Here is a 14,842-nt window from a genome sequence, read left to right as displayed (position 1 = left end):
GTACGATATTTGGTACCAGACTGAGTGGAGGTTTCCGGTGTCCATCACCGCGAGCGAAGCCCGGCGTCGGCTGTTCCCTCTCATCGACGAGGTCAACGACGACGGTGCACCCGTAGAGATCGTCTCCAAGCACAACCGCGCCTTCCTCGTACCCGCCGCCGAATACGAGGCGTTGGAGGAGACGGCGCACCTGCTGCGTTCCCCGGCCAACATGCGCCGCCTCATCGCCTCGTACCAGCATGCGCTGGAAGGCCGTCACGAGACCCATGAGCTCGTCGACGACGAACGCCTGTGAAACTGTCCTTCACGCCGGAGGGGTGGGAGGACTACACCTCCTGGCTTTCCGCCGACCGGCAGATCCTGAAGCGGATCAACCGGCTCGTTGACGACACCCTGCGTGATCCTTACGCGGGTATCGGCAAACCCGAACCGCTCAGGCACGCTCTTCAGGGAGCCTGGTCCCGCAGGATCACTGAGGAGCACCGGCTCGTCTACCTCCCGCGCGACGATGAACTGATCATCCTTCAAGCCCGCTATCACTACTGATGCCCCGCGCTCGAAAGGCCCGCCGCGTCCATGCGGCGGGCCTCGCGCTATTCGAGCGGTGCCACCCGTGGCCCGTCCGGCCCGTCAGAGGTGTGCGGCCAGCGGGCGGAGTCGTCACGCTGGAGCCGCGACACCTCCTCCATGCGGTCGCCCGGGATGATGACCTGCGTGACGTCCACGGCCTTCTCGTCCTTGGCGCTGTAGGCGATCCGGACGATCTCCCAGACCGGAAGGTCCGCGGGGATGAGCAGCAGCTTCGTCTCGTCCGAGGACGGCATCCGCACCCGGCGCCGCTCGAGCCACTCCAGCGGCCCGTGTCCCAGCGCCTCGATCACGTCGATCCACGCCCCGGGCCCGGTGCCGTAGGGCTCCCAGCCGTCCCTCCTTTGCCAGCTTCCCGACCGCCCGGGCCACCACGTTCCGGCTCACCTCATAGCGTTCCGCGAGCACCGCCATCGGAGGCAGGGTCTCTCCGGTGCTCCACTCGCCGCCGTCGATGCGGCGCTGGGGTGTGAGGCCGCTGGACGGTGGGGGGAAGGTGGTGTTCGCGGAGCTGGCTCCCGAGGAGGGCTGACCCCGGCCAGGGTCAGGGCAGCTCGGTGATCTCTTCGGGGCGCTGGCCGGTGACCAGGTACACGACGTTCTCGGCGACGTGGACGGCGTGGTCGGCGAACCGCTCGAAGTAGCGGCCCGCCAGGGTGATGTCGACGGCGGGCTCGACGCCGTGCTTCCACTTGGGCGACAGCAGGAGATCGAACAGCTTGCGGTGCAGGCGGTCCATCTGGTCATCGTCGGCGTCGAGCTCCAGGCCCATCTCGACGTCCTGGGACGCGATCACGCTGCCGGTCTTGGCGATCATCCGCTCGGCGATCTGGCCCATCTCCAGCACGATTGCCTGGAGCTCGGGCGGGACGGCCGTCTCGGGGTGCCGGCGGCGGGCGGTCTTGGCGATGTGCACCGCCAGATCGCCCATCCGCTCCAGGTCGCCGGACATCCGGAGCGCGGTGATCAGCGTGCGCAGGTCGCCGGCGACGGGCTGCTGCCGGGCCATCAGGTCGAAGACGCTCTCCTCGATCTGGGCGTCGATCTTGTTGACGTGCTCGTCGCCGCCGATCACCTCCTCCGAGAGCCGCAGGTCGGCGTCCAGCAGCGCGGTCACCGCGCGGGCCATCGCGGAGCGGACCAGCCGGGTCATCTCCACCAGCTTGTCGGTGAGGGAGTCGAGCTCCTCGTGGTAGGCGTCGCGCAATTGAGATCCCTTGGTGCGTGGGCGGGGGCCGGCCGGGCCGGGGGGACGGACTCGTCCACGCAACAGCCTGCCCGGCCCGCGTGAACCGGCCCGGATAACGAGGTGAACTTTGGACGAACGAGACCAGGTCGGGCACCCCGATGGTGGGGAAAGGGCCTGGGCGACGCTTACGATCCGGAGTGTGGAGGTCGAGATTGTCGCAGCTCTGACCGGGCTTGCCGGGCTCGCGATCGGGCTGGCTACTGGATTGGCGGTACGCGTGAGCGAGCGGGCCCAGCGGGTGTCGGCACCGGCGGCGCCCCCGGGAGGGCTGCCCCCGGGAGTCGCGTCGGTGCTGAGCGTGCTGCGCTCCTCGGCCGTCGTGGTGGACGCCGAGGACCGGGTGCTGCGCGCCAGCTCGGCGGCCCGCGCGTTCGGCGTGGTGAGCGGCGACCGGCTGGTGGTGGACGAGGTGCTGGCGATGGCCAGGCTGGTCCGCCGCGACGGCGAGATCCGGGAGACCGAGATCCAGGTCGGCATGTCCCGCGCCCGTGGCCGCGCGGGCGCCCGCTGGTTCGCGGTGCGGGTCGCGCCGCTCGGCACGCACGGGCTGGTGCTGGTGCTGGCGGAGGACCTGACCGAGATGCGCCGGGTCGAGGCGATCCGGCGCGACTTCGTGGCCAACGTGAGCCACGAGCTGAAGACCCCGGTCGGCGCGCTGTCGCTGCTGGCCGAGACGGTCGAGGGCGCCGCCGACGACCCCGAGGCGGTCCGCCGCTTCGCGGGGCGGATGCAGATCGAGTCGGTCCGGCTGAACCACCTCGTCCAGGACCTGATGACGCTGTCGCGGATCCAGGGCGACGAGCCGCTGCCCGAGCTGCGGCCGGTCGAGCTCGACGAGGTGGTGGCCGAGGCGCTCGACCGCTCCCAGATCAAGGCGACGTCCAAGGACATCGAGCTGACCACCGGCGGGACGGACGGGCTGAGGGTCCGCGGCGACGCGGAGCTGCTGGTCCAGGCCCTGCGCAACCTGGTCGACAACGCCATCGCCTACAGCCCCGAGCACACCCGGGTGGTGGTGGCCACCCGGCAGTGCGACGACCGGCACGTCGAGGTCAACGTCACCGACCAGGGCATCGGCATCCCCGCCGGTGAGGTGGAGCGGATCTTCGAGCGGTTCTACCGGGTCGATCCGGCGCGGTCCCGCCAGACCGGCGGCACCGGGCTCGGCCTCGCCATCGTCAAGCACGTCACCACCAAGCACGGGGGCGAGGTGACGGTGTGGAGCAAGGAGGGCGCGGGATCGACGTTCACGATCCGGCTGCCGCTGCTCAACCCGTCCGGCCACGACGCCCCGTCCCAGGCCGCCGGCGCGTCCGCCGCGGGCTCCGCCGCGTCCGACGCGGCGACCGAGGCCCGCGTGCACGCCGACGGCGGGCCCCCCATCGTCCGCCCGACCCCACCGAATCTCTGAAGGGCAGCGCCATGAGCATCATGAGGGACCCGCGCCGCTCCGCCGCTGGGGCCGCACCGCACCAGACCGCCCGGGAGGCAACACCGTGACCCGCGTGCTCGTCGTGGAAGACGAGGAGTCGTTCAGCGACGCACTGTCGTACAACCTGCGCAAGGAGGGCTTCGAGGTCGCCGTCGCGGCGACCGGCCCCGACGCGCTGGACATCTTCGAGCGCAACGGCGCCGACCTGGTCCTGCTCGACCTGATGCTCCCCGGGCTGCCCGGCACCGAGGTGTGCCGGGAGCTGCGGACCAGGTCCAACGTCCCGGTGATCATGCTGACCGCCAAGGACAGCGAGGTCGACAAGGTCGTCGGGCTGGAGCTCGGCGCCGACGACTACGTCACCAAGCCGTTCTCCACCCGCGAGCTGATCGCCCGGATGCGCGCGGTGCTGCGCCGGCAGGGCGAGGTCGAGGAGCTGGCCCCGGCGACGCTGGAGGCCGGCCCGGTCCGGATGGACGTCGAGCGGCACGTGGTCAGCGTGGCCGGCGAGCAGGTCCAGCTTCCGCTCAAGGAGTTCGAGCTGCTGGAGGTGCTGCTGCGCAACGCGGGCCGGGTACTGACCCGCATGCAGCTCATCGACCGGGTCTGGGGGGCCGACTACGTCGGCGACACCAAGACCCTGGACGTCCACGTCAAGCGACTCCGCGCCAAGATCGAGTCGGCCCCGTCCACGCCGCGGTACATCGTCACCGTCCGCGGCCTGGGCTACAAGTTCGAGCCCTAGACCGGGGTAAACGCGAACGGCCCGTACGGCGTGCTGCCGTACGGGCCGTTCGGTCGTCGCTGGTGCCGGTCAGTGACCGGCGCCGGCCTCCGCGGCCGGGGACGCGGGCTGGGCCGGGGAGGACGTGGTCGGCTCGTCCGTGCCGGTGCTGGCTGGCGCGGCGGACCCGTGCTCGCCGCCCTCGGTACCGCCTTCGGTGCCGGGCGCGGCGGAGGCGCCGGGAGCCGGGCTGCCGGCGGAGACCGCGGCGTAGCCCGCGTACTCGCCCTGCTGCGCGATGACCGGGACCGTGACCTCGACGCTGCCGGCCCGCTCGAACTGGAGCCGCACGGTCAGCGTCTCGCCGCCGAGGAGCTGCTTGGTGAGCCCGGTCAGCACCACGAGCGGCGCCTTGCCGTCCGCGGCGGGCGGGGCGGCCGGGGTGGCCGGCTGAGCGGCCCCTGACGCGTCGGCGGCGGGCGGCGTGGCCGTACCGGACGGCGTGGCCGTACCGGACGGCGTGGCCGTACCGGACGGAGTGGCGGTGCCGGACGGCGTCGCGGCCGGGGAGGCCGCACCGGTGGCCTCCGCGCCCGGCGCGGCGCTGTTCTCGCCGGACGGCTTGGACGAGGGCGTGCTGGACGGCTTGCCGGTGGGCTTGTCGCCGGGCTTGCCGGTCGCCTTGCCCGCACCGGCCGCAGGCGTCGCCGGGGCGGCCTGGCCGATCAGCCGGACCGCGCTGCCCTCACCGGACGGCTTGGCGGGCGGCAGCGCCACGGCACCGCCGGTGATCTTCACCTGGGCGAAGTCGGGCGAGCTGACGTTCACCAACCGGTCCTGCGTGCCCTTGACCTGGTTGATGACCGTGGCGTAGAGCGGCACCGAGGCGCCCTGGCCGAAGGCCATGTCGGGCCGCGGGCCCAGCAGGAACATGTTGCGGACGTCGATCTTCGCCGCCGCCGCGTCCTTGGGGACGGTGACGTTGACGCCTTCGGTGAGCTGGGTGGGCGCGGCGGTCTGGGGCTCGCTGCCGGCGCCGCAGCCGGAGAGCACCGGCACCATGGCGACGGCTCCCGCGATGGCGAGCACGGCCACTCGGCGGCTGTTTCGGATCACGGCGACGATCTCCTCGCGAGGGGGCGTTGGAAGGGTTCTGGGGGCGGCGCGAGAAACGCCAGGGGAAGCGTAGCGAGGCCGGGGCGCCACCCCGTCCCCGGGGGTGGTCCGCGCCCGGCCGGCCCGGCGGGACGAGCGCCCGCCGAGTGCCGTTCCGTCCGCGATCAGCCGGTTTCGAGTGACTTGACCTTGGCGGTGAGCTCGGGCCCGGCCCGCGGCGCGCGGACCACGTCGGTGACCACGCCGTCGGGGCGGACGAACACCGCCGTGAGCTCCGCGCCCGCCGAGCCGGACGGGCCGGCCGAGCCGGGTGCGGGCGCGTAGGCGCCGGCCAGCAGTGCGGAGGGGTCCTCGATGATCTGCGGCGCCCCCGCGTGGGCGGTGCCCGCGCACGCGGTCAGCCGCTTGACCTTCAGGCCCGCGTGCCCGCTCGCCGCGCGCGGGTCGGCGACGAGCCAGAAGTTGAGCTTGGCGTCCTGGGTTCGGGCCGCCAGCTCGGCCACCAGGTCGTCGCACTTGTAGGTGGGCGGGACGATCGCGAACACGGCGGGGCGTAGATCGGTCAGCGGGGTCTTTCTGGACGTGCCGGTGGTCAGGAACACCTCGCCGGCGGGCAGCGTGCCGTTGACCTGGCCGGGGCTCGCCACCGGGTGCGGGGCCAGCAGCGAGACGGTCGGACGGGGCGTGGGCCGGGGCCCGAAGGCGGTGAGCATGGCGCCGCTGACCAGGGCGATCAGCAGCGCGCCGGTGATGATCGGGATGGCCAGGCCGTACCGGGTCGCCGGGCGCACCAGCCGCCGGATCCGCGCGCGCCTCCGCCGCTGGCGCCGCTCGCGGTGGTAGGCGAGGATGTCGCGGTCGAGCTCGCGGGCGTCGTCGGGCACCACGACGTCCACGCGGGGCAGCCCGTAATCGTCGGGCTCGGGGTCGCCGTCTGGCCTCACGCCGCACCTCACCATCCTCGAATCCGTCGAGCCGGCCGGTCGTCCTCCGCCTCCGGCACGCCCTTTTCGGACCCTTCCGGGCGCTTCGTACCCACGCGGCCCGGCCTGTTCACCTCCAGTATGGGCCGCTTCCCCGGTTCCGGTAGAGGCGGACCGGAGGAACCGTGATCGCCTGCGGCGGGGGTGTCCGGGACCCGCGCGGAGTGCGCCGAACGGGTCCGTAATGCACCATTAAAGGGCTTTGTCAAGACCCCAATAAGGGGGTTGACCTGCGGATATGTCGTTAACGCCGGTACGGCCACCGCCGGTTCCGTGCTATCCTTGGCGTAGCGGAAGGGGTACTTGTCACATGACTTTCCAGGTCGGCGACACCGTCGTCTACCCCCACCATGGGGCTGCTCGGATCGAGGCCATCGAGACTCGCACCATCAAGGGTGAGGAAAAGACCTATCTGGTCTTGAAGGTCGACAAGGGCGACCTGACAGTGCAGGTCCCGGTCGAGAACGTTGAGGACGTGGGTGTCCGCGACGTGGTCGGCCAGGAAGGTCTGGAGAAGGTGTTCGAGGTGCTGCGCGCACCCTACACCGAGGAGCCCACCAACTGGTCGCGTCGTTACAAGGCCAACCTTGAGAAGCTCGCCTCTGGCGATGTCAACAAGGTCGCCGAGGTCGTTCGCGACCTCTGGCGTCGCGACAAGGAGCGCGGGCTGTCCGCCGGCGAGAAGCGGATGCTGGCCAAGGCCCGGCAGATACTGGTCAGCGAGCTCGCGCTGGCCGAGAAGACCAACGAGGACAAGGCCGAGGCCCTCCTCGACGAGGTTCTGGCCAGCTGAGTTGAGCGAACGGATTCCACGGGTGGGCGTCGGCACCGACGTCCACCCGTTCGCTTCCCACGACCGCCCGCTGCACGTCGCCGGCCTGCACTGGCCCGGTGAGGGCACCGGGCTGGACGGGCACTCCGACGGCGACGTGGCGGCGCACGCCGCGTGCGACGCGCTGCTGTCGGCCTGCGGGCTCGGCGATCTCGGCGCCGTCTTCGGCACCGCCGACCCGCGCTGGTCCGGCGCGTCCGGCGCGGAGCTGCTGCGCGAGGTCGCCCGCCTGGTGGACGAGGCGGGCTTCGTCATCGGCAACGTCGCCGTCCAGGTCATCGGCAACCGTCCCAAGATCGGCAAGCGCCGCGCCGAGGCGGAGAAGGCGCTCGGCGAGGCCCTCGGCGGCGCGCCCGTCAGCGTCTCCGCCACGACGACCGACGGGCTCGGCCTGACCGGCCGCGGCGAGGGACTGGCCGCCATCGCGAACGCCCTGGTACTCCAGCAGCACCGCTGACCGCCTTTCCCGTTGGTCTCCGCGCCCGCGCCGCCGCCTTTGTGTCGGCGGCGCCGGCCTTTTTGGATCTTTTACTTTCCGGCCGGGAACGGGCCCGATGCCATGGGTGTTATTTCACCGGTGTAATTCTCCGCGCGTCACCCGGTGATGTGATTTCGCGGGCGTTATTCGGCGGGCGGGACGGGCGAGCTTCGGAACGTCCTCGACGGCGGGTCCCCATCCAGGATCCCGAGACCGGCGTCCTTCTTCCCTTCGGTCCCGTCGTCGCCCTCTTCGTCCAGCATCAGGGGCATGAAGAGATCGGAACGGTGGTCGCTCGCACGTCCGCCGGTCTCGGGGGCCTCCAGGGCCTCGGGGGCGCGTCCCGGCTGGAGGGAGGCGACCGGCAGCGGCTTGAGCGTCTTGACGTGCTCGCGCTCGCGGCGCCGTCGGAGACCGGACGGCGCCTCCGGCGGCGGCGCCGGGGTCGGACGCGGGGCGCGGAGCTGCTTGACCATCGTCAGCCACAGCCAGATCGCGATCACCAGCATCACGTGCGGGGCCACGGCCACGCCCGCCCTCAGCGGCGCGTCCGGGAGGGAGTCCGGTCCCCGCACGGTGTGCTGCACGCTGAGCGCGGCGGTCCCGGCGACCAGGGCCAGCAGCAGCGTCCAGCGCAGCCACCGGGTCCACCAGCGGGCCTGGCGGGCGACCACCAGGGCCAGCAGCGTCAGCACGGTGAGCGCGTCGGCCATCGCCGGGTAGACCGGGGCCCAGCGGCGGTCCGCCCGTCCCTCCACGGCCAGGTCGCGCAGCAGGTCGTAGGTCAGCGCGAACGCGCCGCCCGCCAGCGCGGCGACGGCCAGCCCGGCGAGCGCGTGCAGCAGCCGCCGCTGCGCGGGGGAGTGGCGGGCGTCTCCGGGCGGGGAGGGGCGATCGGACGACATGGCGACTCGTCTCGGGGAGTGGGCCTGCGGGTCGTGGCCGGTGCGGGGCGGGAAGCTCCACGGGAGGTCGGCCGGCCGAAGAGAGGGTTACCCGGATCTTCAGGTTGATCACCCTGTATTCGGGAGGATCATCCGGGGATCGCCCGTGCCCGCCGGGCGCGGACGGGGGGCCGTACGGTGGTAGAGACGAAGGCGGTCGCCACTGGGAGGCAGCGATGCCGTACTACCGGGTCGTGGGCGAGGTCCCGCGGAAGCGTCATGTTCAGTTCCGCCGTCCGGACGGCGGGCTCTACGCGGAGGAGCTGATGGGGGAGGAGGGCTTCTCCTCCGACTCCAGCCTGCTGTACCACCGGCACGCGCCCACCGCGATCATCAAGAGCGAGGGCGTGGACGGTGATCCGGCGGGAGCGGCGGACCTCACGCCGAACCATCCCCTGCGACCCCGCGCCTACCGCACGCAGGACCTCCCACCCGGTGGCGACATGGTGCTCGGACGGCAGGTCCTGTTCGGCAACGAGGACGTGCGGATGTCGTTCGTGGCGGCGTCCGGGCCGAGCGAGCTGTACCGCAACTCGGTCGGCGCCGAGGTCGTGTACGTGCAGACCGGCGCGGCCCGGGTCGAGACCAGCTACGGCGCGCTGGACGTCGGCGAGGGCGACTACGTGGTCATCCCGACGGGGACGACCCACCGCTGGGTGCCGGTCGCCGCCCAGGGCGGAGGGCCGGGGGCGGCCGGTGGTGCGGAGTCGGCCGGTGGTGCGGAGTCGGCCGGCGGTGCGGGGGAGACGCTGCGGGCCTTGGTGATCGAGGCGCGCGGGCACGTCCGGCCGCCGAAGCGCTACCTGTCGCAGTACGGGCAGTTCCTGGAGCAGGCCCCCTACAGCGAGCGCGACCTGCGCGGGCCGGCCGCGCCCCTGCTGGTGGAGGGCGGCGAGGTGCCGGTGCTGGTGCGCAACCGGGGCGGGCTGTCGCGATTGACCTACCTGCACCATCCGTTCGACGTGATCGGCTGGGACGGCCACCTGTACCCGTACGTCTTCAACATCGACGACTTCGAGCCCGTCGTGAAGCGGACGCACGCGCCGCCGCCGGTGCACCAGACGTTCGAGGGCCCCGGGTTCGTGATCTGCTCGTTCTGCCCACGTCCGCTCGACTTTCACGAGGAGGCCGTGCCGATCCCCTACAACCACCACAATGTGGATTCCGACGAGATGATGTTCTATGTGGGCGGCGACTACTCGGCGCGCAAGGGGTCGGGCATCGGCGTGGGGTCGATTTCGCTGCATCCGTCCGGCTTCACGCACGGGCCGCAGCCGGGCGCCGTCGAGGCGGTGGTGGAGGCGGTCCGGGCGGGGCACACGGCGACGACCGAGCTGGCCGTCATGATCGACACGTTCCGGCCGCTCGGGCTCGGCGCCGCCGCGCGGCGCTGCGAGGACCCCGGGTACGCGTGGACGTGGGCGCGTACCGCCGAGTAGTGGTCGCTATCGGTGATTTTTCGGTCCGGTAGTGGGGTAGGCGGATATTCGTGTCTTTATCGCAGCAGGTGTCCGGGTCGGTGCTGGAGCGGGCCGGGACGCGGGGGCTCGGCGAGCCGGTCCGGGCCTTCGACGCCCGGCCCGGCCTCCGGCGCGCGGCGGCGCGGCTGGCCGGGCTCGTCCTGGCCACCGTGGTGTTCGTGCTCGTGGCCGCCGTCTGCCTGGCCGAGCGGCGCTCGGCTCCCGGGGTCGCGGCGGTGCTGACGGCCGCCGTCTTCGCGGGCGCGGCGGGACGGTCGCTGCGTAGAGGCGGGCTGCCTGCCGGGCGCGTGGTCGTCCACCTGTTCACCGGCGGGCTGGTGGTGGACGAGCCGGGCGGAACGCTCGCGTACGGCTGGGACGATCTGGCCTCCGTCACCGTCTCCGGAGTGCGGCCCGCGGCGCGCGCCCGGACCCGCTGGCGGGTCACGGCCGTCGCCGGAGAGGACGGCCGGGTCCTCGCGTTCGGCGACGAGCTGCCGGACGTGCGGGCGCTGGGCGAGACCGTCGCCGCCGAGGTGACCCGCCGGCTGGTCCCGCGTGCGCTGGAGGCGGTCGAGGCGGGGGAGACCGTGCGGTTCGGGGCGTTCTCCGTCGACCGGGACGGTGTCGGGAAGGAGGGCGAGCGGGTGGCCTGGCCCGCCGTCCGCGAGGTCCTCATCGAGAACGGCATGGTGACCGTCCAGCCGCACGGCGGGATGCCGGGGCTCGCCGCCATGGCCGTCCGCACGCCGGACGCGTTCGCGTTCGCGGAGCTGTGCGGCGAGATCACGGCGAGGGAGGCCGGGCCCGACGGGCCTTGGCGCGTTCCGCCGCCGCGCCGCTGAGTCCCGGCCGAGATGTCCGCCGCGGAGCCGGGTGACCGCGAAGAGTGAGTTCGTCCGCTTCCGGGGATGATCCGGAGGTGGCGGGGGACGACACGGGGCACCAGGGGGACGGCGGCCGGGCCGGACGGCCGCGGGCACCAGTGCGGAAACGCACGGCACGGAAACGCACGGCACGGGGACATACGGCACGGGGACATACGGCTCGCGGGCACGGGCGGGCGCTGGCGTGGCTCCGCGCCGCGGGCTCGGTCGTGGTGGTCGTCGGGATCTACTTCGTCGTCCCGCTGCGAGCGGGCGAGATCTCGGACGAGCGCGCGGTCCTCCGGCTGGCACTGCTCGCCCTCGGGCTCGTGATCATGCTTCTGCTGGTCACCCGGCAGGTTCGCCGGGCCGTTGAGCGGGACCGGTCCATGGCCGAGCAGGTCGCGCTGCTCCTCACCCTGGTGACCGTCGTCGTGGCGTTCTTCGCCGCCGCGTACTACTTGCTGGACGAGGAGTTCAACGGGATCCGGACGCGCCTGGACGCCCTGTACTTCTCGGTGACCACGCTGGGCACGGTCGGCTACGGCGACATCACCGCGCGGGGGCAGATCGCGCGGGCGGTCACCATGGTGCAGATCGTCTTCGACCTGGTCATCGTCACCTCGGCCATCTCGATCATCGTCGGCGCGTTCCGCCGCCCCGGTGACTCAGGGGGGCAGCGGTGACGCCGGTCCGGCAGCGGATCCGCCCGTACGCGCCGGCGATCGTGCGGACGTGGGCGCGGCTGCTGGTGGCGCTGATCACCTCGCAGGCGCTGCTGGCGCTGCTCGGCCTCGGCGCCACGGCGGGCTACGCCGCGCTGCCGGCGATCTTCCTGGCGCTCTACCAGCCGGCCGGTCCGCTCGGCACCCGGATGCGGATCATCACGGCCGGGACGCTGCTGGCGGCGGCGCTCAGCGTGGCCGGCGCGGCGGTGGCGGGCACCACCTGGCCGCTGGCCGCCGGGCTCGGGATCTGCGGGCTGGTGCTGGGGTTCGCCCCGCGGCTCGGAAGTCAGGCCGCGACGCTGCAACTGCCGCTGCTGACCGCCTACGCCTATTCGGCGGCGCATCCGCTGGACGGCGGGTCGCCCTGGGCGCGGGGCGCCTCGATCGCGCTGTCCCTTCCCGTCCTCCTGCTGGCCACCGCGTCGATCGCGCCGCCGGACCCGCGGAGGCCGCTGGCGCTCGGCGCGGCGCGGGCGCTGGGCACCCTGGCCGGCGCGCTCGCGGACGCGGCGCGGGGAGAGCCCGAGATCGACGGGCAGGTGGAGGCGGCACTGGCCCAGTTCCAGACGTTCGCGTCGCGCGTCAAGGCGTCCGCGCTGCCCTACGACGACGGCGAGGCGAGCCGGGCCGCGCTGCTGCTGGCGGTGTCGGTGCCCAGGGCGCTGTCGGAGGCCGGACGGACCGCCCGGTCGGCGGGTCCGGACGAGCGGCCCGCCCTGGGCGAGGCCGCACGGCAGGCCGCGGCCCTGGCGTCCGGGCTGGGGCCCGCGGATGACCGGCCGCTGCCCGGCCGGCTGGCGACGCCGGTGCGGGCCGGACCGGCGCACGTCGCCCTGGTGCGGGATCTCAACGACGTGCTGGCCGCCGCCGAGGTGGTGCGGCATCGGCAGGGGGCGGAGCTGCCCCGGGACCAGAGCCTGATCCTGCCGTCCCGCCGGGAACGGCTCCGCGGCGGGCTGACCCTCGCCGATCCGGTCGCGCGGCGGGCGGTCGTGCTGGGCGCGGCCTGCTTCCTGGCGGGGCTGGCCGGAGGGCTGCTGCGGCTCGGGCAGATCTACTGGATCGTCTTCGCCGCCGTGATGATCCTCCAGACGCCGCCCGGCCGGGTCCGCGGCCGGCTCGGGCACCGGCTGGCCGGGACGTTCGCCGGAGTCGCCCTGGCCGGGGTGCTGGTCCCGTGGACGGCCGACCTGCAAGGGGTGCAGGGCGTGCTGGGCCTGGTGCTGCTGCTGCCCGCGCTGCTGCTCGGCGTGGTGAACTACGGCTGGACGACGCTGTTCGTGGCCACCGCGGTGGGGCTGCTGTACGCGGCGATGGGCGAGTCCCGGACGTTCTTCGGCGACCGGCTGGTCGACAACCTCCTCGGCGGCTGCGTGATCGCCGTGATCATCGCGCTCACCTGGCCCGGACGGCGCGAGGACCCCTGGACCCGCGCGGCCGTCCGGTCGCTGCGCGGCCTCGCCGAGGCGGCGCGGTCCCCGGACCCGCGCGCCTGGCGCGCCGATCTCGCGGTGCGGGCGATGGCGCTCCGCGACGCCGCCGCCGACCGGACGGCCGAACCCGGCGCCGCCTCGTCCATGCCGCTCGTCTGGACGATCGGGAGCGCGACCGGCCGCCTCTCCGAACTGGTCACCGGGACCGTGCGGCCGGACGCGTCGCTGCGGTGGCTGGGCCGCGAGGCCGACGACCTGGCCGACGGCCTCAGCGCGCGTCCGCCCGCCACCGTGCGGCAGGCCGGCGACGGCGCGGGGCGTGGCACCGTGCGGCCGGGCGGGGACGGCGCGGGGCCGCCCCAGACGGACGGGACCGTGCGGCCGGGCGGGGATGGGGCGCTCGAATTCGAGGTCGGCCGGCTCCGCAGCGCGATCGGTGTCCTGATGGGGCCGGAGAGCCGCGCGGGTGCACGGCGATCCAATAGCCTGGGCCGGTGAGCCTGCGCTTTTACGACACCAGCACCCGCGCCGTCCGTACGTTCGAGCCCCTTGAAGAGGGCCGCGTGGGGATGTACGTGTGCGGGGCCACGCCGCAGGCCGCGCCGCACATCGGGCACCTCCGCTCGGGCGTCATCTACGACGTGCTGCTGCGCTGGCTGCGGCGCAGCGGCTACGAGGTCACGTTCGCGCGCAACATCACCGACGTCGACGACAAGATCATCGCGGTGGCGGCGGCCGGGGGCGTCCCGTGGTTCGCGGTGGCCGAGAGCAACCAGCGGGTCTTCACCCAGGGCTACGACCTGCTCGGCTGCCTGCCGCCCACGATCGAGCCGCGCGCCACCGGGCACGTGCCCGAGATGATCGTGCTGATCCGGCGGCTGATCGAGAAGGGGCACGCCTACGCGTCCGGCGGCGACGTCTACTTCGACGTGCGGTCCTGGGCCGAGCACTACGGCTCGCTGTCCAACCAGAAGCTCGACAACATGCGCTCCGAGCAGGACACCCCCAACGAGGACTGCAAGCGCGACCCGCGCGACTTCGCGCTGTGGAAGGGCGCCAAACCGGGCGAGCCGTACTGGGAGACGCCGTGGGGCGACGGCCGGCCCGGCTGGCACCTGGAGTGCTCGGCGATGGCGACCCGGTACCTCGGGCCGGTGTTCGACATCCACGGCGGCGGCGTCGACCTGATCTTCCCGCACCACGAGAACGAGATCGCCCAGTCGCGCGCCGCCGGTGACGGGTTCGCCCGCTACTGGCTGCACAACGGGCTGCTCACGGTCGACGGCGAGAAGATGAGCAAATCCGTCGGCAACGTGGTGCTGCTGCCCGACCTGCTCGGCAGGGCCCGTCCCGCCGAGATCCGCTACTACCTGGCCTCGGCGCACTACCGGTCGCTGATGGACTACACCGATGACGCGCTGGCCGAGGCCGTGTCGGCCTACCAGCGCATCGAGGGGTTCGCGCACCGGGCGGCCGAGCTCGTCGGCGCCGGCGAGCCCGCCGCCGAGCCGCCCGCCGCGTTCGGGTCCGCGCTCGACGACGATCTCGGGGTGCCGCACGCGCTCGCGATCGTGCACGAGACCGTCCGCGCGGGCAACAGCGCGCTGGCCACCGGCGACGAGGCCGCCGTGCGCGAGCACCTGGCCGCGGTGCGGGCGATGACCGACGTGCTCGGGCTCGACCCGTTCGCCGCGCAGTGGGCCGGTTCCGGCGGCGACGACCTGAGCCCGGTGGTCGACGCCCTGCTCGGGGTGGCGCTGGAGCAGCGGCAGGCGGCCCGGGCCCGCAAGGACTACGACGCCGCCGACGCGATCCGCGACCGGCTCACCGAGGCCGGGATCGTCGTGGAGGACACCCCGAACGGTCCGCGCTGGGAGCTCAAGCGCCCCTGACCGGCGGCCGGCGGGCGCGTTCCGGTCCGGGAGGCGCATAAAATCAAGTGTTCCGGGGCGTTCGCCGAGGTGCCGCCCGGGTCGAGCCGAGCCGCCCCGGCAGCCATGCGGGCGAGC

16 protein-coding genes are annotated in these 14,842 nt (G+C 73.3%); 11 read left to right on the top strand and 5 right to left on the bottom strand.

Annotation, left to right across the window (positions count from 1 at the left end):
* Positions 1 to 37 precede the first annotated feature (37 nt).
* Both QP090_RS11360 and QP090_RS11355 read left to right on the top strand, forming a co-directional pair.
* The gene (locus tag QP090_RS11360) at positions 38 to 295 is read left to right on the top strand and encodes a type II toxin-antitoxin system Phd/YefM family antitoxin (protein ID WP_285938705.1); all 258 of its coding nucleotides are present in this window, start codon (positions 38 to 40) and stop codon (positions 293 to 295) included.
* Positions 292 to 546 carry a Txe/YoeB family addiction module toxin gene (locus QP090_RS11355; protein ID WP_285938704.1) on the top strand — a complete coding sequence of 85 codons (255 nt, stop codon included), beginning with the start codon at positions 292 to 294 and terminating at the stop codon, positions 544 to 546. Before QP090_RS11360 ends, QP090_RS11355 begins: the two co-directional genes overlap by 4 nt.
* A 47-nt stretch (positions 547 to 593) precedes the next feature.
* Here the strand turns inward: QP090_RS11355 and QP090_RS11350 are convergent, their stop codons facing one another.
* A complete protein-coding gene (locus QP090_RS11350) occupies positions 594 to 881 on the bottom strand; it encodes a UTRA domain-containing protein (RefSeq protein WP_285940115.1) in 288 nt (95 codons plus the stop codon).
* A 251-nt stretch (positions 882 to 1,132) separates the two neighbouring features.
* Positions 1,133 to 1,795 (bottom strand): phosphate signaling complex protein PhoU, encoded by a 663-nt coding sequence (gene phoU / locus QP090_RS11345; RefSeq protein ID WP_285938703.1) that lies wholly within the window; start codon positions 1,793 to 1,795, stop codon positions 1,133 to 1,135.
* Positions 1,796 to 1,976: 181 nt separating this feature from the next.
* Here phoU and QP090_RS11340 point away from each other — a divergent pair, with 181 nt between their 5' ends.
* Both QP090_RS11340 and QP090_RS11335 read left to right on the top strand, forming a co-directional pair.
* Positions 1,977 to 3,248, top strand: a complete 1,272-nt coding sequence (locus tag QP090_RS11340; RefSeq protein ID WP_285938702.1) for a sensor histidine kinase — start codon at positions 1,977 to 1,979, stop codon at positions 3,246 to 3,248.
* A 94-nt stretch (positions 3,249 to 3,342) separates the two neighbouring features.
* A complete protein-coding gene (locus tag QP090_RS11335; protein ID WP_490393315.1) occupies positions 3,343 to 4,014 on the top strand; it encodes a winged helix-turn-helix domain-containing protein in 672 nt (223 codons plus the stop codon).
* 69 nt (positions 4,015 to 4,083) lie between these two features.
* On the opposite strand, the gene QP090_RS11330 is transcribed toward QP090_RS11335, so the two are convergent.
* Together QP090_RS11330 and QP090_RS11325 are read right to left on the bottom strand one after the other, a co-directional pair.
* The gene (locus QP090_RS11330) at positions 4,084 to 5,109 is read right to left on the bottom strand and encodes a hypothetical protein (RefSeq protein WP_285938698.1); all 1,026 of its coding nucleotides are present in this window, start codon (positions 5,107 to 5,109) and stop codon (positions 4,084 to 4,086) included.
* Positions 5,110 to 5,273: 164 nt separating this feature from the next.
* Positions 5,274 to 6,053 (bottom strand): hypothetical protein, encoded by a 780-nt coding sequence (locus QP090_RS11325; RefSeq protein ID WP_285938697.1) that lies wholly within the window; start codon positions 6,051 to 6,053, stop codon positions 5,274 to 5,276.
* A 349-nt stretch (positions 6,054 to 6,402) separates the two neighbouring features.
* Between QP090_RS11325 and QP090_RS11320 the strand changes: the two genes are divergently transcribed.
* Positions 6,403 to 6,885: a CarD family transcriptional regulator gene (locus QP090_RS11320; protein WP_067459337.1), complete on the top strand. Its 483-nt coding sequence runs from the start codon at positions 6,403 to 6,405 to the stop codon at positions 6,883 to 6,885.
* A 22-nt stretch (positions 6,886 to 6,907) separates the two neighbouring features.
* Positions 6,908 to 7,381: a 2-C-methyl-D-erythritol 2,4-cyclodiphosphate synthase gene (gene ispF, locus QP090_RS11315; RefSeq protein WP_285938696.1), complete on the top strand. Its 474-nt coding sequence runs from the start codon at positions 6,908 to 6,910 to the stop codon at positions 7,379 to 7,381.
* 164 nt (positions 7,382 to 7,545) lie between these two features.
* Here the strand turns inward: ispF and QP090_RS11310 are convergent, their stop codons facing one another.
* Positions 7,546 to 8,307, bottom strand: a complete 762-nt coding sequence (locus QP090_RS11310; RefSeq protein WP_285938695.1) for a DUF2637 domain-containing protein — start codon at positions 8,305 to 8,307, stop codon at positions 7,546 to 7,548.
* 215 nt (positions 8,308 to 8,522) lie between these two features.
* Here QP090_RS11310 and QP090_RS11305 point away from each other — a divergent pair, with 215 nt between their 5' ends.
* The 5 genes from QP090_RS11305 to cysS all read left to right on the top strand — a co-directional run bounded on the left by QP090_RS11305 (position 8,523) and on the right by cysS (position 14,725).
* Positions 8,523 to 9,785, top strand: coding sequence for a homogentisate 1,2-dioxygenase (locus QP090_RS11305; protein WP_285938694.1), 1,263 nt, complete (start codon positions 8,523 to 8,525; stop codon positions 9,783 to 9,785).
* 50 nt (positions 9,786 to 9,835) lie between these two features.
* Complete coding sequence (locus QP090_RS11300; protein ID WP_285938692.1) at positions 9,836 to 10,651, top strand: DUF6585 family protein; 816 nt, start codon at positions 9,836 to 9,838, stop codon at positions 10,649 to 10,651.
* A 251-nt stretch (positions 10,652 to 10,902) separates the two neighbouring features.
* Positions 10,903 to 11,358 (top strand): potassium channel family protein, encoded by a 456-nt coding sequence (locus QP090_RS11295; protein ID WP_285938690.1) that lies wholly within the window; start codon positions 10,903 to 10,905, stop codon positions 11,356 to 11,358.
* Positions 11,355 to 13,331 (top strand): FUSC family protein, encoded by a 1,977-nt coding sequence (locus QP090_RS11290; protein WP_285938688.1) that lies wholly within the window; start codon positions 11,355 to 11,357, stop codon positions 13,329 to 13,331. Before QP090_RS11295 ends, QP090_RS11290 begins: the two co-directional genes overlap by 4 nt.
* The gene (gene cysS, locus QP090_RS11285) at positions 13,328 to 14,725 is read left to right on the top strand and encodes a cysteine--tRNA ligase (protein ID WP_285938687.1); all 1,398 of its coding nucleotides are present in this window, start codon (positions 13,328 to 13,330) and stop codon (positions 14,723 to 14,725) included. Before QP090_RS11290 ends, cysS begins: the two co-directional genes overlap by 4 nt.
* Positions 14,726 to 14,842 lie beyond the last annotated feature (117 nt).

Origin of the sequence: Actinomadura xylanilytica (assembly GCF_030283145.1) — a bacterium.
Taxonomy (GTDB): Bacteria; Actinomycetota; Actinomycetes; order Streptosporangiales; family Streptosporangiaceae; genus Spirillospora; species Spirillospora xylanilytica.
This window is presented reverse-complemented; position numbering and strand designations above follow the sequence as displayed.